Annotated in this window: 19 protein-coding genes and 3 tRNA genes; 17 read left to right on the forward strand and 5 right to left on the reverse strand. The window is 73.1% G+C overall.

All coding sequences use genetic code 11. The annotated features are described in order from the left end of the window. Both ABZ234_RS15715 and cimA read left to right on the forward strand, forming a co-directional pair. Window positions 1-463 (forward strand): aminotransferase class IV (locus ABZ234_RS15715; protein ID WP_355012529.1); only part of this gene is annotated, 463 nt, incomplete at its 5' end. Between the two features lie 348 nt (window positions 464-811). After that, entirely contained in the window at window positions 812-2,422 is a 1,611-nt protein-coding gene (gene cimA, locus ABZ234_RS15720) for a citramalate synthase (protein ID WP_267946488.1), read from the forward strand. Between the two features lie 33 nt (window positions 2,423-2,455). Here the strand turns inward: cimA and ABZ234_RS15725 are convergent, their stop codons facing one another. Then, a complete protein-coding gene (locus ABZ234_RS15725) occupies window positions 2,456-3,295 on the reverse strand; it encodes a DUF3152 domain-containing protein (protein ID WP_355012575.1) in 840 nt (279 codons plus the stop codon). Window positions 3,296-3,615: 320 nt separating this feature from the next. Between ABZ234_RS15725 and ABZ234_RS15730 the strand changes: the two genes are divergently transcribed. The 8 genes from ABZ234_RS15730 (at window position 3,616) to ABZ234_RS15765 (ending at window position 9,404) form a co-directional block, all read left to right on the forward strand. Next, on the forward strand, window positions 3,616-4,416 hold the full coding sequence (locus ABZ234_RS15730) for a fumarylacetoacetate hydrolase family protein (RefSeq protein WP_267946487.1): 801 nt from the start codon (window positions 3,616-3,618) through the stop codon (window positions 4,414-4,416). Between the two features lie 96 nt (window positions 4,417-4,512). Next, entirely contained in the window at window positions 4,513-5,547 is a 1,035-nt protein-coding gene (locus ABZ234_RS15735; RefSeq protein ID WP_355012530.1) for a GDSL-type esterase/lipase family protein, read from the forward strand. A gap of 62 nt (window positions 5,548-5,609) precedes the next feature. Continuing rightward, on the forward strand, window positions 5,610-7,055 hold the full coding sequence (gene gltX, locus ABZ234_RS15740) for a glutamate--tRNA ligase (protein ID WP_355012531.1): 1,446 nt from the start codon (window positions 5,610-5,612) through the stop codon (window positions 7,053-7,055). Window positions 7,056-7,197: 142 nt separating this feature from the next. After that, window positions 7,198-7,269: transfer RNA gene (locus ABZ234_RS15745), tRNA-Gln, on the forward strand. Window positions 7,270-7,316: 47 nt separating this feature from the next. Next, window positions 7,317-7,392, forward strand: a tRNA-Glu gene (locus ABZ234_RS15750). 109 nt (window positions 7,393-7,501) lie between these two features. Next, a tRNA-Glu gene (locus ABZ234_RS15755) sits at window positions 7,502-7,577 on the forward strand. A 416-nt stretch (window positions 7,578-7,993) separates the two neighbouring features. Next, window positions 7,994-8,257, forward strand: a complete 264-nt coding sequence (locus tag ABZ234_RS15760) for a hypothetical protein (protein WP_267946484.1) — start codon at window positions 7,994-7,996, stop codon at window positions 8,255-8,257. Window positions 8,258-8,486: 229 nt separating this feature from the next. Then, a complete protein-coding gene (locus ABZ234_RS15765; RefSeq protein ID WP_267946483.1) occupies window positions 8,487-9,404 on the forward strand; it encodes a hypothetical protein in 918 nt (305 codons plus the stop codon). A gap of 244 nt (window positions 9,405-9,648) precedes the next feature. On the opposite strand, the gene ABZ234_RS15770 is transcribed toward ABZ234_RS15765, so the two are convergent. Beyond that, window positions 9,649-10,380 carry an IclR family transcriptional regulator gene (locus tag ABZ234_RS15770; protein WP_267946482.1) on the reverse strand — a complete coding sequence of 244 codons (732 nt, stop codon included), beginning with the start codon at window positions 10,378-10,380 and terminating at the stop codon, window positions 9,649-9,651. A 106-nt stretch (window positions 10,381-10,486) separates the two neighbouring features. On the opposite strand from ABZ234_RS15770, the gene leuC reads away from it, so the two are divergent. The 3 genes from leuC to ABZ234_RS15785 all read left to right on the forward strand — a co-directional run bounded on the left by leuC (window position 10,487) and on the right by ABZ234_RS15785 (window position 13,153). Continuing rightward, on the forward strand, window positions 10,487-11,893 hold the full coding sequence (gene leuC / locus ABZ234_RS15775) for a 3-isopropylmalate dehydratase large subunit (protein ID WP_267946481.1): 1,407 nt from the start codon (window positions 10,487-10,489) through the stop codon (window positions 11,891-11,893). Between the two features lie 28 nt (window positions 11,894-11,921). Next, window positions 11,922-12,518, forward strand: coding sequence for a 3-isopropylmalate dehydratase small subunit (gene leuD / locus ABZ234_RS15780; RefSeq protein WP_267946480.1), 597 nt, complete (start codon window positions 11,922-11,924; stop codon window positions 12,516-12,518). Window positions 12,519-12,868: 350 nt separating this feature from the next. Further along, window positions 12,869-13,153, forward strand: coding sequence for an HU family DNA-binding protein (locus ABZ234_RS15785; protein WP_267946479.1), 285 nt, complete (start codon window positions 12,869-12,871; stop codon window positions 13,151-13,153). 222 nt (window positions 13,154-13,375) lie between these two features. Here the strand turns inward: ABZ234_RS15785 and cofC are convergent, their stop codons facing one another. After that, window positions 13,376-14,071: a 2-phospho-L-lactate guanylyltransferase gene (cofC, locus tag ABZ234_RS15790; protein ID WP_352984086.1), complete on the reverse strand. Its 696-nt coding sequence runs from the start codon at window positions 14,069-14,071 to the stop codon at window positions 13,376-13,378. 217 nt (window positions 14,072-14,288) lie between these two features. Between cofC and ABZ234_RS15795 the strand changes: the two genes are divergently transcribed. The 4 genes from ABZ234_RS15795 to ABZ234_RS15810 all read left to right on the forward strand — a co-directional run bounded on the left by ABZ234_RS15795 (window position 14,289) and on the right by ABZ234_RS15810 (window position 18,595). Then, window positions 14,289-15,119, forward strand: coding sequence for a lysophospholipid acyltransferase family protein (locus tag ABZ234_RS15795; protein WP_267946477.1), 831 nt, complete (start codon window positions 14,289-14,291; stop codon window positions 15,117-15,119). A gap of 8 nt (window positions 15,120-15,127) precedes the next feature. Then, on the forward strand, window positions 15,128-16,183 hold the full coding sequence (locus ABZ234_RS15800) for an NAD(P)H-dependent glycerol-3-phosphate dehydrogenase (RefSeq protein WP_355012532.1): 1,056 nt from the start codon (window positions 15,128-15,130) through the stop codon (window positions 16,181-16,183). A gap of 11 nt (window positions 16,184-16,194) precedes the next feature. Further along, window positions 16,195-17,409, forward strand: coding sequence for an aminotransferase class I/II-fold pyridoxal phosphate-dependent enzyme (locus tag ABZ234_RS15805; protein WP_355012533.1), 1,215 nt, complete (start codon window positions 16,195-16,197; stop codon window positions 17,407-17,409). Window positions 17,410-17,470: 61 nt separating this feature from the next. After that, on the forward strand, window positions 17,471-18,595 hold the full coding sequence (locus ABZ234_RS15810; RefSeq protein ID WP_355012534.1) for a D-alanine--D-alanine ligase family protein: 1,125 nt from the start codon (window positions 17,471-17,473) through the stop codon (window positions 18,593-18,595). A 257-nt stretch (window positions 18,596-18,852) separates the two neighbouring features. Here ABZ234_RS15810 and ABZ234_RS15815 read toward each other — a convergent pair whose 3' ends face one another. Both ABZ234_RS15815 and cydC read right to left on the reverse strand, forming a co-directional pair. Continuing rightward, window positions 18,853-19,809, reverse strand: a complete 957-nt coding sequence (locus tag ABZ234_RS15815) for an EI24 domain-containing protein (protein ID WP_344176478.1) — start codon at window positions 19,807-19,809, stop codon at window positions 18,853-18,855. Window positions 19,810-19,897: 88 nt separating this feature from the next. After that, window positions 19,898-21,589: a thiol reductant ABC exporter subunit CydC gene (gene cydC / locus ABZ234_RS15820; RefSeq protein ID WP_355012576.1), complete on the reverse strand. Its 1,692-nt coding sequence runs from the start codon at window positions 21,587-21,589 to the stop codon at window positions 19,898-19,900. Window positions 21,590-21,618: the final 29 nt, after the last annotated feature.

Here is a 21,618-nt window from a genome sequence, read left to right on the forward strand (position 1 = left end):
GGTCGAGAAGGGGTGCGACCAGGTCGTCTGGCTCGACTCCCGCGAACACCGCTGGGTCGAGGAGATGGGCGGCATGAACCTGTGGTTCGTGTTCGGCTCGGGTGAGAACGCGCGCCTGCGCACGCCGCCGCTGACCGGCACCCTCCTGCCCGGCATCACCCGTGAGTCCCTGCTGACCCTGGCCCCCGACCTCGGCATCCCGGCGGAGGAGGCCCCCATCTCCACCGACGAGTGGCGCGAGGCGGCCGAGTCGGGGGAACTCACCGAGGTGTTCGCCTGCGGCACCGCGGCCGTGATCACGCCCGTCGGGTTCGTCAAGAGCGACGAGGGCGCGTTCACGGTCGGCGACGGCACGCCCGGACCGGTCACCATGCGCCTCCGCGAGGAGCTGGTGGGCCTCCAGACGGGGCTGCGCGCCGACAAGCACGGCTGGATCACCAAGTTCTCGGGCCGTGACGTCTAGGGCGTGACTGCGCGCGGGCCGTCCTGGAGGGGCGGCCCGCGCGGGCCGCCGCCTCCCCGGGAGCGCGTACGCCCCGGCGTGTCCCGGCGCCGCGGTCCGAGGGGGTGAAACGTCCGTTCCGAGAAACTCCCGTCTCGAACAATGGGACAATCGGCCGCTGAACACGGAGGACCCGGCCGCCTTGTGGCACACTGACCTCATGCCGTCTCAGGTTCTCATTATCGTGAGGCGCGCTGGCTGACCGACGTACCTCGCCAGCGCGCCGACCTCTCGTGTCCACGGGGGGTCTTTTTTGTTGGCGGGGGCCGGTCGGCCACACCACAGCATCCACCTTCGGGAGTTCCGCCCATGAGGGACGACAGTTTCCACGTCTTCGACACCACGCTGCGCGACGGAGCCCAGCGCGAGGGGATCAACCTGCGGGTCTCCGACAAGCTGGCCATCGCGCAGTTGCTGGACGACTTCGGGGTGGCGTTCATCGAGGGAGGGTGGCCGGGGGCGAACCCCAAGGACACCGAGTTCTTCCAGCGGGCTTCACGAGAGCTCACGCTGAGGCACGCGCAGCTCACCGCGTTCGGCGCGACCCGCCGGGCCGGTGTGCGGGCCGCCGACGACCCCCAGGTGGCCGCCCTGCGCGACAGCGGCGCGCCGGTCGTCACCCTTGTCGCCAAGAGTGACGACCGGCACGTCGAGCGCGCCCTGCGCACCACCCTCGACGAGAACCTCGCCATGATCGCCGACACGGTGTCCCACCTGCGCGAACACGGCCAGCGCGTGTTCGTGGACTGCGAGCACTTCTTCGACGGCTACCACCACAACCCCGACCACGCCCTCGACGTGGTCCGCACCGCAGCCGGGGCGGGGGCCGACGTCGTCGTCCTCTGCGACACCAACGGCGGCATGCTCCCCGGCGACATCACCCGCGTCGTCACCGAGGTCCGCGAGGCCACCGGCGCCCGCCTGGGCATCCACGCCCAGGACGACACCGGCTGCGCCGTCGCCAACACCCTCGCCGCCGTGGACGCCGGTGCCACCCACGTGCAGTGCACCGCCAACGGCTACGGGGAACGGGTCGGCAACGCCAACCTGTTCTCGGTGGTCGGCGCCCTCACCCTCAAGCGCGGCCTCGACGTGCTCCCCGACGGCTGCCTGCCGGAGATGACGCGCGTCGCGACCGCCGTCGCGGAGATCGTCAACCTCACCCCCGACACCCACCAGCCCTACGTGGGGGTGTCGGCGTTCGCCCACAAGGCGGGGCTGCACGCCTCGGCGATCAAGGTCGACCCCGACCTGTACCAGCACACCGACCCCGCCCTGGTCGGCAACACCATGCGGATGCTCGTCTCCGACATGGCCGGACGGGCCTCCATCGAGCTCAAGGCCCAGGAGCTGGGGCTGGACCTCTCCGGCGACCGGGCGCTGGCCGGCCGGGTCGTGGAGCGGGTCAAGGCCCTGGAGCTCTCCGGGTACAGCTTCGAGGCGGCCGACGCCTCCCTGGAGCTGCTGCTGCGCGAGGAGCTCGGTTCCCCGGTCCGCTACTTCGACACCGAGTCGTGGCGGGTCATCACCGAGCGCAGGCCGGCCACGGGCGCCGACTCCCTGTCCAACGGCTACGAGAGCCTCACCGAGGCCACGGTGAAGCTGCTCGTCAAGGGCGAGCGCGTGATCGCCACCGCCGAGGGCAACGGTCCGGTCAACGCCCTCGACCGGGCGCTGCGCAGCTCCATGGAGGGCGCCTACACCGCCCTGGCCGGACTGGAGCTGACGGACTACAAGGTCCGCATCCTGGAGGGCACCTCGGGTACCAACGCCGTCACCCGCATCCTCGTGTCCTTCAGCGACGGGGCGGGGGAGTGGACCACGGTGGGCGTCGGCCCCAACGTCGTCGACGCGTCCTGGGCGGCGCTCGAACAGGCCGTCACCTACGGACTCCTCCGGCAGGGCTATCCGCAGGTCTGACGGGACGGCCCGCGGCGGGCGCGCGGCGGCGGGTCAGTCGTCGGGGTCCTCGTCGGCCCCGTCGGCGGGCCCGTTGTCCGGGTGGACCCAGCCGTTGGCCTCGCACCCCTGGAGGCCGAGGGTCTGCTGCTGCATCACGGGGGCGGGCTCGCCCTCGCCGGGGCAGTTGACGTGGCCGTGGCCCAGGGTGTGCCCCACCTCGTGGTTGATCAGGTAGACCCGGTAGGTCTCCAGGTCGTCGTCGAAGTGGGGGACGCTCCCCACCCAGCGGTTCTGGTTGATGATCGCCCGGTTGCCGTTGGCGCAGGAGACGTACCCGTTGGTGTTGAGCGGGGCGCACATGCGGTCGACGGTGTCCGGCGCGGCCAGCAGGACCCGGATGTCGGCGTCGTCGCCGTCCACCCGCTGGAGCGAGCGCTCCCCGTCGTCCCCCCAGCTGCGGGGGTCGCCCAGGATCTCCTCGACGGCGGCCACGAAGTCCTCGGCCTTGCCGGGGAGCCCGTCCTCGACCTCCACGGCGAAGGTCGTCAGGGGGCCGTCCCCCATGACGTCGCTCTCGCCCTCCATCACGGTCATCTCGCCGTCGGCGCTGTCGACCTCCTCCTCCACGGAGCGGAGGAGGACGGGCTCCTCCTCTTCCGCCTCCTCCGGGGAGGGGGAGGTCTCCTGACCCTGCCCGGAGGCGCTGTCCACCTGCCCGGACTCCTCCGCCGAGGCCCTGGGGTCGCCGGAGTCGTCGGGAACGCCGTCGCCCACAGGGGCGGTGGCGGAGGTCTCCGAGGGGGAGTCGAGGTCGGACGGCGGCGCGGGCACGCTGATCATGAGCACGGCCGAGGCACCGGAGACCAGGCACAGGCCCAGTGCCAGCCCCATCGGGTACCGGCGTCGGCGGTGCCTGGCACGGGACCGGCCCGTGGGCGAAGCGGACGTGGGCACGACGAGCAACCTCTCGACAGTGGATATCGGACCCAGCATGCCAGAGTTCACCCGGAGTTCGGGCCAGGCGGGCATCCGGGGAACCCCGGTGTCCCGGAGCTCGGCCGTTGTGCGCCCGGAGGCCTGCGGACCGTCGCACCCCGGGTTCCGGTCCTGGCCCGCCGGGGTTCCGGACCGAGTCCCGCCCGCACCCCGGCCCCGGCGCGCGGATACGCTTCAACCGCAAGAGAGACAACGGGGCTGCTGGGAGGCACCAGGTGCGCATCGCACGGTTCGCGGTCGGGGACGAGGTCGGTTTCGGGCTGATCGACACCGATTCCGACAGTGGGGAGGAGTTCGTCGCGAGGCTGAGCGGACACCCTCTCCTCGGCGACATCAAACTGACAGGTGAGAGGGCCAGGCTCTCCGACGTCCGGCTGCTCTCACCGGTCCTGCCCACCAAGGTGGTCTGCATCGGCAAGAACTACGCCGACCACGTCGCGGAGATGAAGGACGTCACGGGCGAGTCCACCGACGAGCCCGTCGTGTTCCTCAAGCCGTCCACCTCCGTGGCCGGTCCCAACGACCCGATCTTCCACCCCTCGGTCTCGGAGCGGGTCGACTTCGAGGGCGAGCTGGCCATCGTCATCTCGCGGCCCTGCCGGGAGGTGCCGCGCGAGCGCGCCAAGGACGTGATCTTCGGGTACACCGTCGCCAACGACGTCACCGCACGCGACCTCCAGAAGAAGGACAAGCAGTGGACGCGGGCCAAGGGCTTCGACTCCTTCTGCCCGATCGGGCCCTGGATCACCACCGGGCTGAGCATCGAGGAGGCCCAGGACCTGGCGCTCACCACCACCGTGGACGGGGAGGTCCGCCAGTCCGGGCGGACCTCGCAGTTCATCCACGACATCCCGGACATCATCGCCTATGTCACTTCCTTCATGACGCTCCTCCCCGGTGACGTGGTCCTCACCGGCACCCCGGCCGGGGTGGGGCCGGTGCGGATCGGCCAGGAGGTCTCGGTGACGGTGGAGGGGCTGGGCACCATCAGCAACCGGGTGGTGGCCCGCGACTGACCGGGCTCCGCGGCCGGGAGCCCGCGGAACACCGTCCCACCACGGGGCCGGCGGCGCGCCTCGCCGCCGGCCCACGGACCAGCGGAAGGCCCACACGTGACGACCCCCCGACACCGCCGCCCCCGCCCCCTCGTCCTCGCGGGCGCGCTCGCGGCCGTGCTCCTGGTCGCGGGGACCTTCTACTGGACCGCCGTGCGCGACGACGGCGGCGAGACCGTACGGGAAGCGGAGGTACCAGTGGACCACCCGCGCCGCATCATGCTGGCGGGCGACTCGATGACCCAGGGCGCCAACGGCGACCGGACCTGGCGCTACCACCTGTGGAACCACCTCGCCCCGCAGGTGGAGGGGCTCGACTTCGTCGGCCCCTACACCGATCCCGCCACCCGGGAGATGATCCTGCCCGTCCCCACGACCGGGGACGAGGCCGTGGAGAGCCCCGCGCAGGACCCGGCCGAGGGCTACGAGGAGGGCGGCGGGGACGGCGCCCCGGCGGACCGCCCGGGACAGGAGCCCTCCGGCCCCTCCCCCGGGGAGCCGCAGGGGCTGGAGGGGGTCGTCTGGCCCGGAGCCGACGGCGACCCGGACACCGTCGAGTACCGCGACCCCGACTTCGACCAGAACCACAACGCCCTGTGGGGGCGCACCCTGCGCGACGCCGCGGCCTCCATCGGGGAGGAGGTCCGGGTCCACCGGCCCGACGTCCTGTGCGTCATGCTCGGCGTGAACGACCTGCTGTGGCCCGTCACCATGGAGGAGATGGAGCACCGGCTGCGCGGCTACGTGGAGTCGGCCCGCGCGGGCAACCCGCACCTGCGCATCGTGATCGCCGAGGCCCTCCCCATCGCCCTGGCCGAGTCCGACGAGGGGTTCGCGCTGCGGGTCTACGCCTACAACGAGCTCGTCCGCGAGGTCGCCGCCGACCTGTCCACGGACACCTCGCCCGTGATCAGCCTCGACGTCGCGGGCAGGGAGTCCTGGGACGCGGCCGCCGACACCTACGACGGCACCCACCCCAACGCCGGCGGTGAGACCAAGATCGCCGCGGCGTTCGCGGACGCCCTGGCCCAGGGGTACGGGATCGGTTTCGGCTTCCCGAGGCCCCTGGCGGTCAGGCCCGCGCAGGAGTGAGGCCGCCCGGCCGCCGGCGGACCTCCCCCGGGCCCCCGCGCACCACGGATACCCTGGGCTGCGTGACTGAGACTTCGCTTCGTACCCGCTTCGCCCCGTCCCCCACGGGCATGTTCCACGTCGGCGGCGCCCGATCCGCACTGTTCAACTGGGCGCTGGCCCAGCAGAGCTCCGAGGGGCGCATGGTGCTGCGCATCGAGGACACCGACGCCGCCCGCAACCGTCCCGAGTGGACCGAGGGCATCGTCCGTGCGCTGGCCTGGCTCGGCATCGGCGAGGACGACCCGCACTTCGAGGGCCCCTACTTCCAGTCGGCCTACGCCGACAAGCACCGCGAGACCGCGCAGGAGCTGTACAAGAACGGCCGCGCCTACTACTGCGACTGCACCCGAGAGCAGGTGCAGGAGCGGCGCGACAACCCCAACCTGGGGTACGACGGCCACTGCCGTGAGCGCGGCCTGGAGCCGGGCCCCGGCCGCGCGCTGCGCTTCCGCGTGCCCGACGGCGGGCCCACCGTGGTGGAGGACCGGATCCGCGGCCGGGTGGAGTTCGAGCACTCCGCCATCGAGGACTTCGTGATCGCGCGTGCCGACGGCTCGCCGCTGTTCGTCCTGGCCAACGTCGTGGACGACGTGGAGATGGGCATCAACCAGGTCGTCCGCGGCGAGGAGCACCTGTCCAACACCCCCAAGCAGCAGCTGCTGTGGGAGGCGCTGGGCCTGACCCCGCCGGTGTGGGCGCACCTGCCCGTCATCGTCAACGAGCAGCGCAAGAAGCTGTCCAAGCGCCGTGACAAGGTGGCCCTGGAGTCCTACCAGGAGGAGGGCTACCTCGCCGAGGCGATGGTCAACTACCTCATGCTGCTGGGGTGGGCCCCCGGCGACGACCGCGAGATCATGCCGTGGTCGGAGATGGTGCCCCTGTTCCGCATCGAGGACGTCAACAGCTCCAGCGCCTTCTTCGACGAGAAGAAGCTCCGCGCGTTCAACGGCGAGTACATCCGCGCGCTGAGCGCCGAGGAGTTCGCGGAGCGCTGCCGGCCGTGGCTGACCGGCGACGCCGCGCCGTGGGACCCGGCCGACTACGACCCCGAGGTCTTCGCCGCCGTCGCACCGCTCGCGCAGAGCCGTGTGGCGGTGCTCAGCGAGATCGTGCCCAACGTGGACTTCCTGTTCCTCCCCGAGCCCGTCGAGGACGAGAAGAGCTGGGCCAAGGCCATGAAGCCGGGCGTCGGCGCGGAGATGCTGGAGGCCGCCCTGTCCCGCTTCGCCGACCCGGGGCTGCCGTGGACCGCCGAGGACCTCAAGACCGCCACCGAGGAGACCGGCGCGACGCTCGGCCTGAAGCTGGGCAAGGCGCAGGCCCCGGTGCGCGTCGCGGTCACCGGGCGGACGGTCGGACTGCCGCTGTTCGAGTCGCTGGAGCTGCTCGGCCGCGAGCGCGTGCGGGCGCGGCTGGAGGCCGCGCTGGCCAAGCTGCGCGCCCAGGAGGCCTCCGCGTCCGAGTAGGCGCGGACCCCGGTCCGGGGTGGTCGGAGCCACAGGCCGGCCGCCCCGCATTCGGTTCGCGACCACTCCGAATGTCCGCTAGAGTTATCCACGTCGCCGAGGGGGACAGGGAAGCGGAAGCTACCGGGTCCTCCCAGAGCACTGGGGTATGGTGTAATCGGCAGCACGACTGATTCTGGTTCAGTTAGTCTAGGTTCGAGTCCTGGTACCCCAGCGCAGACTTGCGGTCTCCGTGAGTCTCACGGATCTCTGATCCGGTGCGCCCCCGTCGTCTAGTGGCCTAGGACGCCGCCCTCTCAAGGCGGTAACGGCGGTTCGAATCCGCTCGGGGGTACCAACAGGGAGAGACTCCCACGGTGTGGGAGTTTTTTTCTGGGTCGGTGCATGTCACCGATGTCCGGTTGGTGTGGGTATCGTGGTTTCGCGGTCCTGCTCCGACCCGTCCGGCCCCCGTCGTCTAGTGGCCTAGGACGCCGCCCTCTCAAGGCGGTAACGGCGGTTCGAATCCGCTCGGGGGTACCAGTCAGGCTCCATCCGCAAGGATGGGGCCTTTCGTGCGTCCGGGGCCGCCCCCCTCGCCGTGGCCTCAGGGCCCGCCGCCCGTGCAGGACGCCGGTCGGATCCGTGGGGCACCACCGTTGTCGCGGCCTCCCGGAGCCGTCCGTCCCCGGCGCCGCGGACCTCCTGCCGAGGTCTGCCCCGAAACCGCCGCCCGCCCGCGCTCCGGTCGTGCGGGGACCGGGGCCGGGGGCGCGGAAACCGTTCGCCGCCGCCGCGCGTGGCCCGGGTGTGCCCGCGCGGGCGGGCCGCCCCTGGAATACTGGGGCGGCGCAGTCTCCCCGACCGCCCAACCCCCTGTCGGAGCGTATGAAGAGCGACCTCTCCCCCCGGACGGCCGACCGGGCCGCACGCCCCTCCCCGCGGGGAGGCGGTGCGCCGTGACCGGCCGTGAGCTCGGTCCCGGGCGCCACCAGGACAAGGAGGTCCGGGAGGTCCTCAAGGAGCTGGGGGAGCGGGGGTGGGTGCTCAGGCGCGAGGGCCACTGGGGCCGCCTGTACTGCGACTGCGGCTGCACCCGCATCCAGGTTCCCGGGACGCCGAGGGACTCCGGCCGGGCCGCACGCCGGATCAGGCAGGAGGCCCGGCGCTGCCCCATGCCCCCGGACGACCCCCGGCGCGGTGCGAGCGGCCCCCGCGGGTGATCCCGGCGCGGGAGCCGGCGGGGCGGCCGGCCCCGCGGCGGAGCGGACGGCGCGTCCCGGGGTCCGGCCGCGGACGGCGGGTGCGGGCCGCGGCGGCGGCCCCGTCCCGGGCATGGTGCGATCACGCCGCGGCAGGTACCCTGTTGTTGACGTTTGTCAACGCCGACGCGGGGCCGGCGCGCCCCGGTCCCCGGTGCGCGGGGCGGTGCGACGGAGGAGGGCGGGGCCGATGGCCGAGTACGAGTTCGTCTTCGTCGTCGACGGGATCACCCTGGACGACCACGACTCGGTCCACACCCTCACCGAGGACCTCGACGCGGTGGTCTCCTCCTCCCACGGGGTGACCCGGCTGACCGTGGCCGGGGCCGGGCCCGACGCCGTCACCGCGGCCAGGGCGCTCATGGAGCGCGTCCACGCCACGGCGCCCCGGGTGCGGCTGGTCCGTCTGGACCGGGAGCTCGTCGGTGTCTCCGACATCGCGGAACTCACCGGCCGGACCAGGCAGAACGTCACCCAGTGGACCCGCGGCCAGCGCCGGGACGGCGTCCCGTTCCCCGCGCCGGAGGCGACCGTCGGCCGCTCCTCCGTGTGGCTGTGGTCCGAGGTCAACGCGTGGCTCGGCGGGATCGGCCTGGACGACGGCGAACTGCGCCCCACCCGCGCGGAGGCCACCGAGATCGACTGGCTCCTCCAGACCACGCGCAAGGTCGAGCTGGCCCTCGTGCGCCACGTCGACAGCCCCGACGTGCGGCGCGTGTCCAAGCTGCTCGCCGCGCACGCCCGCACGACCCGCGAGTTCATCCACTACCTGGTCAAGAACCCCCGGGTGCGCGATCCCCGGGGGCGCTACACCATCCTGGTCTGCTCGCCCGGCGACGAGGCCGTGGACGTCTTCCGCCGGCTGGAGTCGTTCGACCACCCCGTCGTGCTCGCCACGGTCACCAACCGCATCCACGCCCTGGTCATGGTCGACGGCGAGGGCGGCGCGGCGAAGCCGACCGAGCTGGTGCGCGGGATGACCGTGCGCGACTGGCTGGGGATGATCGCCCTGTCCCCGGAGAGCGAGTTCACCGTGGCGGCCGAGGGGGCGTCCACGAAGACGGCCACGATCTCGGCCCGTTCGCCCATGGACCTCGTGGGCGCCTGACGGTCGGGGCGGGACCGGCCCGGGCGCGGACCGACGTGCCCGGTCTTCGGGCCGGTGCCGTGCCGGGGCCGCAGGCGGCCCCCGGGGACCGCGGAGCGCCCGTGCGCACCGCCCCGGACGCGGAACCGCGCCGCCCGGAGCACCGGGGGCGCGGTCGCCTGTTCGAGGTGGGTCGGTTCCGGCGGAGGGGCGGGCCCCGTCCTCCGGTCGACCCGGGGGAAGGGCCTGCGGACGGTGGGGCGCGTCAGTGGGCGACCTCGGTGTGCAGCGACTCGCTGATCTTCTCGGCGGCCGACAGCACGGCCTGGGAGTGGATGCGGCCGGGGGAGCGGGTCAGGCGCTCTATCGGGCCGGACACCGAGACGGCGGCGATCACGCGCCCGCCGGGGCCGGACACCGGGGCGGACACCGACGCCACGCCCTGCTCCCGCTCGGCGACGCTCTGGGCCCAGCGGCGGCGGCGCACCTGGGCGAGGCTGGCGGCGGTGAAGCGGGCGCCCACCAGCGACCGCCGTATGCGGTCGGAGTCCTCCCAGGCGAGGAGGACCTGGGCGGCCGAACCGGCGTTCATGGGGAGCTCGCTGCCCACGGGGACCGTGTCCCGCAGGCCGCTGCTCCGCTCGGAGGCCGCCACGCACACCCGCAGGTCGCCCTGGCGGCGGTAGAGCTGGGCGCTCTCGCCGGTCAGGTCGCGCAGCTGCACGAGGACGGGGGCCGCGACGGCCAGCAGGCGGTCCTCCCCGGTCGCTATGGAGAGTTCGCCGAGGCGGGGGCCGAGCACGAACCGGCCCTGGCTGTCCCGGGAGACCATGCGGTGCCGTTCGAGGGCGACGGCCAGCCTGTGCGCGGTCGGCCGTGCCAGTCCGGTGATCTGGACCAACTGGGCGAGGGAGGCCGGACCGGACTCCAGGGCGTCGAGGACGGACATGGTCTTGTCCAGGACACCGACGCCGCTGGATGAGCTAGAGTTGTCCATGGCTTGATATTGCCGTCTCGAAATATGGAATGCAAGTCGGCCCGCAGTCCGCGCAGGGCACACCGAGACGAGCCCGACACGTCTGACACGAGAGAGGCGACCGCCCATGGCACGCACGATGGCCGAGAAGGTCTGGGAGGAGCACGTCGTCCGACGTGCCGACGGCGAGCCGGACCTGCTCTACATCGACCTCCACCTGGTCCACGAGGTGACCAGCCCCCAGGCCTTCGAGGGGCTGCGTCTGGCCGGCCGCAAGGTCCGGCGCCCGGACCTGACCATCGCCACCGAGGACCACAACGTCCCCACGCAGGACCTCCTCGCCCCGATCGCCGACCCCGTCTCCCGCAAGCAGGTCGAGACGCTGCGCAAGAACTGCTCCGACTTCGGCGTGCGCCTGCACCCGATGGGCGACATCGAGCAGGGCGTCGTGCACGTGGTCGGCCCCCAGCTGGGCCTCACCCAGCCCGGGATGACCATCGTCTGCGGCGACAGCCACACCAGCACCCACGGCGCGTTCGGGGCCCTGGCCTTCGGCATCGGCACCAGCCAGGTCGAGCACGTGCTGGCCACCCAGACCCTGCCCATGGCGCCCTTCCGGACCATGGCGGTCACGGTCGACGGAACGCTGCGGCCGGGGGTGTCCGCCAAGGACATCATCCTCGCCGTCATCGCCAAGATCGGCACCGGCGGCGGCCAGGGCTACGTCATCGAGTACCGGGGCGAGGCCATCGAGGCCCTGTCCATGGAAGCCCGCATGACCGTGTGCAACATGTCCATCGAGGCGGGCGCCCGCGCCGGGATGATCGCCCCTGACCAGACCACGTTCGACTACATCGAGGGCCGCGCGCACGCCCCCCGGGGCGAGGACTTCGAGGCCGCCGTCGAGCACTGGAAGAGCCTGCGCACCGACGAGGGCGCCGTCTTCGACGCCGAGGTCGTCCTGGACGCCGACGAGCTCAGCCCGTTCGTCACCTGGGGCACCAACCCCGGCCAGGGCGTGCCCCTGCACGCCGAGGTCCCCGACCCCGCCTCCTACGAGGACCCCTCGGCCCGCGCCGCCGCGGAGAAGGCCCTGGCCTACATGGACCTCGCGCCGGGGACGCCGATGCGGGAGGTCCGGGTGGACACCGTCTTCCTGGGCTCGTGCACCAACGGCCGCATCGAGGACCTTCGCACCGCCGCCGAGATCATCCGGGGCCGCAGGGTCGCCGAGGGGGTGCGCATGCTCGTGGTCCCCGGGTCCATGCGGGTCAAGGAGCAGGCCAACGCGGAGGGGCTGGGCGAGGTCTTCGAGGCCGCCGGCGCCGAGTGGCGCGAGGCGGGCTGCTCGATGTGCCTGGGCATGAACCCCGACCAGCTCAAGCCGGGCGAGCGCAGCGCCTCGACCTCGAACCGCAACTTCGAGGGCCGCCAGGGCCGCGGCGGGCGCACCCACCTGGTGTCGCCGCAGGTCGCCGCGGCGACCGCCGTGCGCGGCACCCTGTCCTCGCCCGCCGACCTGGCCGCCCTGTAGCCCCTGACCCGTTAGGAGAGACCTCCCCATGGAGAAGTTCGACGTCCACACCGGTCGGGCCGTGCCGCTGCGCTCCAGCAACGTCGACACCGACCAGATCATCCCGGCCGTCTACCTCAAGCGGGTCGCCCGGACCGGCTTCGAGGACGGCCTGTTCGCCGAGTGGCGCAAGTCCGACCCGGACTTCGTCCTCAACCGCCCCGAGTACGAGGGCGCGTCCGTGCTGGTGGCCGGCCCGGACTTCGGCACCGGCTCCTCCCGCGAGCACGCCGTCTGGGCGCTCCAGGACTACGGCTTCAAGACCGTGCTGTCCTCGCGCTTCGCGGACATCTTCCGCGGCAACTCGCTCAAGGGCGGGCTGCTGACCGTCCTGCTGCCCCAGGAGGTCATCGAGCGCATCTGGAAGGCCGTCGAGGCCGACCCGGCGACCGAGGTGACCGTCGACCTCGTCGAGCGCGAGGTGCGCTCCCCGGGCGCCGGGGTGCAGGAGCCGTTCGAGCTCGACGACTACACCCGCTGGCGGCTGATGGAGGGGCTGGACGACATCGCCCTGACGCTGCGCCACACCGACGAGGTCGGGGCCTTCGAGGCGACCCGGAAGCCGTGGCTCCCCGTGACCCTGTAGGGGCCGGATCGTGTTCTGGGCCGGGGATCGAGGCGTCGTGTGACGCAGCACACCCCCGGCCCAGAAATATTTTACCTTTACTTGGTGTGAGCGTTCGCTTACGTTCCCGCTGTCCTTAAGCTCGGCGTGTCTGCTGCCCGGAATCCGGTTATACGTAGGCATTTGAGAGCTACAGAAGGGGTCAAAAGGGACCGCAGTCCCGGGCTCCACCGGTCCAGACCGCACCCTCCGTGAGGCTCCCCCGCAGGTGGGGAAGGCGCCGACACGCCTTGCCCGTAGGCGTTTGTATTTGTGTAAGGGCCTCTGCTTCCCCTAATTTCGTGCGAGCAAGGGGGAACCGGAGGAACCTTATGAACAAGCGTGACCTGATCGACGCGATCTCCGATCGTCTCGGAGACAAGAAGACCGCGACCGAAGCGGTCAACGCTGTGCTTGAGACCATTCAGGCAACCGTGGCGTCGGGCGACAAGGTCGCCATCACGGGCTTCGGCGTTTTCGAGAAGTCCGAGCGCGCGGCTCGCACCGCGCGCAACCCGGCCACCGGGGCCACCATCAACGTCCCCGCGAGCTTCGTTCCGAAGTTCCGCGCCGGCGCTGACTTCAAGGCCCTCGTCAACGGGGACAAGAAGAAGTAGCCCACCGCCACACGGCGACGGGCCGAGTCCGCCCGGGTTCCCTTCGGGGAGCCCGGGCGGATCTCTGTTCCGGGTGCGTCTGTTCCGGGTGCGGCGAAGGCGTCCCGTGCTCCCGACGGCGGGAGGCACGCCCGGAGGGCGGTCACACGCGCCACAGGGCGTTCTGTGCGTCTCAGAGGTCCCACGAGCGCGGGACGGGTCCTCCCGGAGCCCCCAGGGGCGTCAGGGCGCGCCCTGCGACCGCAGGCAGCTGCCCGCGACCGTCTCCCACAGCTCACGGGTCCGCGGACCCACCCCCAGGCCCACCGCGTCGCACAGGTCCTCCGGGGTGTCCACGTCCCGCCGGACCGACGCCACGTCGGGGAGCGCGATCTCGTGCGCGCCCCCGTCCCGGTGCCGCGCACGCGAGGCCCCCTCGAACGCGGGGGTGAAGGGGTGCCCGGGCGCCGCCGCGAGCAGGGTCGTCCCCACACCCGGGGCGTCCGGCAGGAACGAGCGCCCGTGGCGGGCCGCCGCGGCGAGGACCCGGCCCAGCTCGTCCGGGCGCAGCGCGGGCAGGTCGGCCGACAGGGCGCACACCCCGGCCCCGGGCCGCCTGCGCCGTGCGGCCGCGGCCCCGTGGGCCAGGGCGGAGTTCAGCCCGGTGCCGGGCTCGCCGCCGACCACGACCGCGCCCAGGCCGGTCAGCTCGGCGCCGGCCCGGGGGTCCTCGGTCACCGCGAACACGGCCTCCACGCCGGGGCAGGCCAGGGCCGCCTCGACCGTGTCGCAGGCGATCGCCAGCGCCAGGTCCTCCCGGAGCCCCCCGGCGGCCAGGGCCAGTCGGGTCTTGGCGCGGCCGAGGTGCTTGACTGGGACGACGAGGGACCAGCGCACCCCGGGGCGCGGCGCCCCGCCCCGTACTCCAAAGCCGGTCACGCTTCCCCCGGGACGTCGAATCGGCCACGACAGTCACGAGGGTAGGCGCTCGGGGGAGGCGCGGCGCGGGCGCCCTGTGGCGTGTCGGAGCCTTGACCTGGCGGCCCTTCCCGGGCCGGTCCGGCGGGGGCACCTGGGAGGGTTCCGCCACGTCCTACACTGAACCGGTTGTGCTCCGCGGCCCGGACGGGCCGGGAGCGATGAAGTGAGGAGTCCCGTGGCCAAGCAACGAGAATCGCGGTGGGTGAAGGCGGTCGTCTCCCGGATCGTCAGGTTCGTGCTGTGGTTCATCACCAAGCCGACCTGGGAGGGCACCGAGAACGTCCCGGCCCGGGGCGGGGTGATCATCGCCGCGAACCACCTCTCGATGGCCGACCCGCTGACGGTCGCGCACTTCCTCTACATCGGGGCCCGCCGCTGGCCGACCTTCACGATGAAGGACGGGGTCATGAAGATCCCCGTGGTGCGCGCGGTGGCCAGGAGCACGGGGCAGATCCCGATCAAGCGCGGCAGCACCGACGCCGTGAAGGCGCTCCACGAGGCGGAGGTCGCCCTCACCCGCGACGGCTCCTCGGTGATCTTCTACCCGGAGGGCACCTGCACCCGCGACCCGGGCCTGTGGCCGATGACCGCCAAGACCGGGGTGGCGCGGCTGGCGCTGACCACGGGCGTGCCGGTCGTCCCGGTCGCGCACTGGGGCGAGCAGAACCTCCTGCCGTACGGGGCCAAGAAGCCCAGCCTGTTCCCGCGCAAGCGCATCGACTTCCGCGCCGGGCCGCCGGTGGACCTGTCCCGGTTCGAGGGCCGGCCGCTGACCGCGACGGTCCTCAAGGAGGCCACCGAGCTCATCATGGGCGACATCACCGCGCTCCAGGCGCAGATCCGCGGGGAGGAGCCGCCCGCGATCCCCTTCGACTTCAAGAGGGCGCGGGAGGAGGCCGCCGAGGCCAAGCGGGCCGAGCGGCTCACCGGCGGTGACGCCGACGGCGGAACGGGTGACGGCGCCGCGGGCGGCGGCGACAACGGGAAGAGCAGCGCGGGGACGTGACGGGGCAGATGGGTACCGACAACGTGAGGATCGCCGTTCTCGGCGCGGGCTCCTGGGGCACCGTGTTCGCGAACATCATCGCGGACGCCGCCGACCTGGCCCGGGAGCGGGACCCCGGCGCCAAACCCGTCGAGGTCGTGCTGTGGGGGCGCAGGGCGTCCGTCGTGGACGCGGTCAACGAGACCTCCGAGAACCCGGACTACTTCCCGGGCATCGGCCTGAACCCCCGGCTTCGGGCCACCACCGACGCCGCCGGGGCGCTCGCCGGGGCCGACGTGGTCGTGCTGGCGGTCCCCTCGCAGACACTGCGCGCGAACCTCGTCGAGTGGCGGCCGCACCTGCGCGAGGACGCGGTGGTCGTCAGCCTCATGAAGGGCGTGGAGCTGGGGACCTGCCTGCGCGTCAGCCAGATCATCGCCCAGGTGCTGGAGTACCCGGAGGAGCGCATCGCGGTCGTGTCGGGCCCCAACCTGGCCCGGGAGATCGCGGAGCGCCAGCCCGCCACCGCCGTCGTCGCGTGCCCGCACGAGGAGACGGCCGTCCGGCTCCAGTCGCTGTTCAAGTCGGCGTACTTCCGTCCCTACACCAGCACCGACCTGGTCGGGGTGGAGATCGGCGGCGCGATGAAGAACGTGATCGGCCTCGCCGTGGGCGTGGCCGAGGGCATGGGGTTCGGGGACAACACCAAGGCGTCCCTGATCACCCGGGGCCTGGCCGAGACCACCCGCCTCGCGGTGGCCCTGGGCGCCGACGAGCACACGCTGTCCGGCCTCGCGGGCATGGGGGACCTCGTCGCGACATGCTCCTCGCCGCTGTCGCGGAACCGGACCTTCGGTGAGAAACTGGGCGCGGGCAAGACCCTCGAACAGGTCGTGGCGGAGACCAGGCAGACCGCCGAGGGGGTCAAGTCCTCCGAGTCCGTCCTCGAACTCGGGTGGGCCAACGGGGTGGACATGCCGATCACCGAGGCCGTCGTCAAGATGATGCACCACGACCTGAGCCCGGCCGAGGCGCTGGTGGCGTTCATGTCGCGCACCAGCAAGCCGGAACGCTACGGGGTCTGAGAGCGAGCACGATGTCACACACAGCAGGGTCCGGCGGCGGCGAGCACACCCGGGCGGTCTCCCTCCCCGGGGCGCCGGTTCCGCAGGAGCGCCCCATGCGCATGCCGGTCCACAGGGCGACCACCTACGCGTTCGACACCTCCCAGCAGTACGCGGACGTCCTCGCGGGGGCCTCCCCCGGCTACTCGTACGCCCGCATCGACAGCCCCACCGTCGACGCGTTCGCCGACGCGGTGGCCGCGCTGGAGGGCTCGGGCCTGGAGGAGGACGTGCGCGGACAGGCCTTCTCCTCGGGCATGGGGGCGCTCAGCACCGTGTTCCTGGCGCTGACCGAGGCCGGCGCGCACGTCGTGGCCTCCCGCTCCATCTACGGCAACACCCACTCGCTGCTGGACCGGCTCCTGCGCCGGTTCGGGGTGAGCACCGACTTCGTGGACATCACCGACCTCGACGCGGTGCGCGCCGCCGTCGGTCCGCGGACCCGCGTCGTGTTCACCGAGACGCTGTCCAACCCCACGATGACCGTGTCCGACCTGCCGGGCCTGGCGCGGATCGCCCGCGGGGCGGGGGCCGCGCTGGTGGTGGACTCCACGTTCGCGTCACCGGCGGTCTGCCGGCCCCTGGAGCACGGCGCCGACGTGGTGGTGCACTCCGCCACCAAGTACATCGGCGGCCACAGCGACACCACCGGCGGCGTGGCCGTGGCCTCGCCGGAGCTCATCGGGCGCATCCGCTCGGCGCGCATCGACCTGGGCCCCTGCCTCGCCCCCGACGAGGCGTACCTGCTCCACCGCGGCCTGGAGACGCTGCCGCTCCGGGTGCAGCGCCAGTGCGAGACCGCGGCGGCCTTCGCCGCGGCGCTGGAGGGCCACCCCCTCGTGGAGCGGGTCGACCACCCCTCCCTCGACTCGCACCCGCAGTCCGTGCTCGCGGACCAGCTGTTCGACGCGGGGCGACGCGGAGCGGTCGTGACCGTGCACCCGGTCGGCGGGCGGGAGGCGGGTACGGCCTTCGCCGACCGCCTGCGCGTGGCGACCATCGCGGCCTCGCTCGGGGGCACGCACACCCTGGCCGGACACGTCGCCTCCACCTCGCACCGCAGCATGAGCGGGGCCGAACTGGCGGCCGCGGGCATCTCCCCGGGCGCGGTGCGGTTCTCCATCGGCCTGGAGGATCCCCAGGACCTCATCGAGGACGCCCTCCGGGCCCTTGACGGGGGAAACTGACACATCACGGGTATTTCTCCCGGTTCCGGTTCCATCAGTTGGCGAGATAAGGTCAGGCAGCATGTCGTCCGAGCAGCGCAAGATTCGGGTCGCCGTCGTCTTCGGCGGGCGTAGTTCCGAACACGAGATCTCCTGCGTCACCGCGGGAAGCGTGTTGTCCGTCATCGACGGGGACCGCTACGAGGTCGTGCCCGTCGGCATCACCAGGACGGGCAACTGGGTGCTGACCTCGGGCGATCCCGAACGGCTGCGCATCGACGAGGCCACCCGGGCGCTCCCGACCGTCCCCGAGGACGGCGCGGACCTCGCCCTGCCCTTCGACGCGGCCGGCCAGCTGATGGTCGTCAACCCGGAGAAGGGCCCCGAACGGCTCGCCGAGGTGGACGTCGTCCTGCCGCTGCTGCACGGCCCCTTCGGCGAGGACGGCACCATCCAGGGGCTGTTCGAGATGATGGGGGTCCGCTACGCGGGCGCCGGGGTGTTCTCCAGCGCCGCCGCCATGGACAAGGTCTTCATGAAGGCCATGCTCCGCGGCAACGGCATCCCCACCAGCGACTTCGTCGCGATCTCCGACCGCCAGTGGCGCACGGAGCGCAAGCGGGTGCTGGACGACGTCGCCGAGCTGGGAGCCACCGTGTTCGTCAAGCCCGCCCGCGCGGGCAGCAGCGTCGGCATCACCAAGGTGCGCGACACCTCGGACGCCGACGCCGTGGTCGCCGCCGTCGAGGCCGCCCGGGAACACGACCCCAAGGTGCTGGTGGAGGCGCAGGTCGTCGGCCGCGAGATCGAGTGCGGCGTCCTGGAGGCCGAGGACGGCGGGACCCCCGACGTGTCCTTCCCGGCCGAGGTGCACGTCGCCGACGGGTTCGACTTCTACGACTTCGAGGCCAAGTACCTCTCGACGAGCAGCCTCACCATCCCGGCGCGGATCCCGGAGGAGGTCACGGCGAGACTGCGCGCGATGGCGGCGGACGTGTTCGAGGCGATGGGCTGCGAGGGCCTGGCCCGTGTGGACTTCTTCTACACCGAGGACGGCGAGATCCTCGTCAACGAGCTCAACACGATGCCCGGGTTCACCCCGGCCTCGGCGTTCCCCCAGATGTGGGCCGCCACCGGTGTGGACTACGCGGCGCTGATCGAGCGGATGATCGCCTCGGCGCTGCGCCGCGCCCCCGGCCTGAGGTAGCGGGCGGGGCGAAGGGGCGCGGAACCCCCGGAGCGGGCACGCGCACGGGGGCGGTGACGCGTCCCGACACCGTCCACAGGCGGGTGACCGGTCGGTTGCCCGCCTGCGGCTCGCCCGGGAGACTGGGATCCGGGGGAGCCACCGCCTCCCGACGGCAGGCGCGGGTCCCCCCGGCTCCAGCCTAAGCGCGCACCGCGCCTCCGACCAGGCCCGATCCTCACCTGTGGACGACCGGGCCGACCTGCGACCGGCCGGGCTCAGCCCGGGTGCGGTCCCCGGGGCGGGTGCTGCGGGCCCCGGTCGCCCGGGTACGCCCGGGGCGGCCGGGTTCCCTCCGTACCGGGGGCTCCCCGGTGCGTGCTCCCGGCCGGGCCGCCGAGGGCCTGCCCGCCCGGCCCGGTCTGCCCACCCGGTCCGACCTGCCCGCCCCGCCCGTCCTGTCCGGACGCGAGCCCGGCAGGTCCGGAGGGCACCAGGTCGCGGGTGAGGATCGCGCCGGCCGCCGTGGCGGCGGGGAAGACCACGACCGCCACGAACGGGATCGCCAGCAGGAGGTAGGTCGGCACCGCGAAGCCCAGCACCCGCATCCGCCGCCTCGCCATGTGCTCCCTGCGGTCGCGGATGGTCGTCAGTCTCCGGCGGTCGAACGCGCTCGCCAGGAGCTCGATCGCCAGCAGCCACCCGCCCAGCAGGGCGGCCAGCACCGGGCCGACCACGGGCCCCACCAGAGGGACGAAGCCGACCACGAGGACGAGCACCGACACCAGCAGGGACACCGCGACGATCACCAGCGACTGGCGCACGGCACGCCACATCGACGCCATCAGCGACTCGTCGGGCTCCTCGGGCGCGTTGCCCAGCTCCTCCTCGACCAGCTCGGTGATCTTGTCGTAGATGGGCGACCCGAGCGTCAGGGTCACGGTCGTGAACGTCACCACCATCAGCAGGACCGTACCGGCCAGGATGCCGACCGACACGGCTCCGCGGAGGAGCCCCTGCCAGAAGGGGTCCCAGCCGTCGCTGAAGGGCGTCGCCCAGGCCGCCAGGTCGACCAGGTTCACCACGAGGAGGACCAGCAGGCCCAGGAACACCAGGGAGGTGAGCAGGGCGGGCAGGGCCCCGAGCAGGAACAGGCGCGGTTTGCGCAGAAGCAGGACGAAGCCGCGTGCCAGGACGCCGACGCCGCCGAAGAATTCACGTACAGGATTGGCCACGGGGGAACACTAGAGGAACCCGGCCCGGGTGTCAGATCCGGGCCGGGACCTCCGCGCGGACGGGCCCCGCGCGGAGGTCCCGGCGGGGTCAGCCCGAGCCGACGTCGCGGTACCAGCCCTCCGCGCGCGCGAGCTCCTCGTGCGTCCCGTGCTGGACGACCCTCCCGTCGCGCACCACGTAGATCCGGTCCACCCGGTCCAGACCCGTCATGTCGTGCGTGATCAGCAGGGTGGAGAACCCCTCGGCGGCGGCGAGCAGGTCGTCCACCACCGCGTCGCGGGTGTCCGGGTCCAGGTGGGCCGTCGGTTCGTCCAGCACGAGCACGCGGGGCGCCGCCAGCACGGCGCGGGCCAGGGCCAGCCGCTGCACCATACCGCCGCTCAACCCCAGGCCGTGCGTGCCCACCTGCGTGTCCAGCCCCTTCGGGGTCGCCGCGACGTCGTCGGCCAGCCGCGCCCGCCGCAGCGCCTCCCACAACTCGCCGTCGTCCGCCTCCGGCCGGGCCAGCCGCAGGTTCTCCCGCAGGGTCGAGGCGAACACGTGCGGGTCCTGCGGGACCCCGGACACCATCCCGCGCACCTCGTCCGCCGGGTACGTCGTGATGTCCTCGCCGCCGAGCTCCACCCGGCCGCCGTCGGGGTCGCGGAACCGCAGCAGCACCGACGCCAGGGTGCTCTTGCCGGCCCCGCTCGGACCGATCACCGCGACCGTCCACCCGGCGGGGATCTCCAGGTCCACCCCGTCCAGGGCCCACGGCTCGTCCGGCCCGTAGCGCACCCGCAGGTCACGCACCCGCACCGTCGGGTCGCCGCCGGGGTCGAGGCCCGCGCGGGTGGGCGGGGCGGTGGCGGGCGGGGTGTCCAGCACCCCGAACAGGCGGGCTCCGCTCGCGCGGATCGCCCCCAGCTTCGCGGCGACGGCGGGCAGGGGGGCGACGATCTCGAACGCCGCCAGGGTCGTCAGGACCAGGACCGCCAGTGACACGGCGCTCAGCGAGCCGCCCTCCACCGCGGCCACCCCGAGGAACAGGGCTCCCCACACGGTCAGCCCCGTGATCAGCGCGGACGCCCCGGCGCCGAGGCCGAGGACCGCCGCGTCCCGCTGCGCCAGGCGCGTCAGCTCGGCATCGGCGGCGTCGACCCGCTCCACCTGCCGGTCCATCGCGCCGTAGGCGACCAGGTCGGGCGCCCCGTGCAGGGTGTCCACGAGCGCGGTGGACAGCTCGCCGCGCGCCTTGCCCTGCCGCCGGCCCGGCTCCCGGCCCAGCGCGGCGGCGGCGAGCGGGACCGCGAGCCCGGCCAGCAGCAGGCCGCCGGCCAGGAGGAGCCCGCCCGGCACGTACACCGCCGTCAGGAAGAGGACGGTCGCGCCGCCGGTCACCAGGGAGATCAGCGGGGGTGTCAGCCCGCGCACCAGGAGGTCCAGGGTGGCCTCGGTGTCGTTGACCAGACGGGAGACCAGGTCGCCGGAGCGGAAGCGCCCGAACGGCTCGGTCGCGGCCAGCCGCTCGTAGACCCGCACCCGCACCTCGGCCAGCGTCCGGAACGCCGCGTCGTGGGTGACCAGCCGCTCCAGGTAGCGCGCGACGCCGCGGCCCACGCCCAGCGCACGGGTGGCGACCACGGAGAAGCCCAGCGCGGTGATGCCGGGATGGTTCGCCGCGGTGGCGAGCATCCACGCGGCGACCCCCAGCAGAGCGACCCCGGCGCCGGTGGCCGCGGCGCCCAGCAGGACCCCGAGGGCGAACCTCGCGCCGCGGGGCCGGGCCAGGGCGGCCATCCGCCACAGCGGGTCGCGCCGGCGCCCGC

The organism is Nocardiopsis sp. NPDC006198, from assembly GCF_040613895.1.
GTDB lineage: Bacteria > Actinomycetota > Actinomycetes > Streptosporangiales > Streptosporangiaceae > Nocardiopsis > Nocardiopsis tropica.

Coding starts and splice junctions, on each gene's coding strand:
- cimA (WP_267946488.1), top strand. CDS start 812: ATGAGGGACGACAGTTTCCACGTCTTCGACACCACGCTGCGCGACGGA.
- ABZ234_RS15725 (WP_355012575.1), bottom strand. CDS start 3,295: ATGGGGCTGGCACTGGGCCTGTGCCTGGTCTCCGGTGCCTCGGCCGTG.
- ABZ234_RS15765 (WP_267946483.1), top strand. CDS start 8,487: ATGGCCGAGTACGAGTTCGTCTTCGTCGTCGACGGGATCACCCTGGAC.
- ABZ234_RS15770 (WP_267946482.1), bottom strand. CDS start 10,380: ATGGACAACTCTAGCTCATCCAGCGGCGTCGGTGTCCTGGACAAGACC.
- leuC (WP_267946481.1), top strand. CDS start 10,487: ATGGCACGCACGATGGCCGAGAAGGTCTGGGAGGAGCACGTCGTCCGA.
- leuD (WP_267946480.1), top strand. CDS start 11,922: ATGGAGAAGTTCGACGTCCACACCGGTCGGGCCGTGCCGCTGCGCTCC.
- ABZ234_RS15785 (WP_267946479.1), top strand. CDS start 12,869: ATGAACAAGCGTGACCTGATCGACGCGATCTCCGATCGTCTCGGAGAC.
- ABZ234_RS15800 (WP_355012532.1), top strand. CDS start 15,128: ATGGGTACCGACAACGTGAGGATCGCCGTTCTCGGCGCGGGCTCCTGG.
- ABZ234_RS15805 (WP_355012533.1), top strand. CDS start 16,195: ATGTCACACACAGCAGGGTCCGGCGGCGGCGAGCACACCCGGGCGGTC.
- ABZ234_RS15810 (WP_355012534.1), top strand. CDS start 17,471: ATGTCGTCCGAGCAGCGCAAGATTCGGGTCGCCGTCGTCTTCGGCGGG.
- cydC (WP_355012576.1), bottom strand. CDS start 21,589: ATGGCCGCCCTGGCCCGGCCCCGCGGCGCGAGGTTCGCCCTCGGGGTC.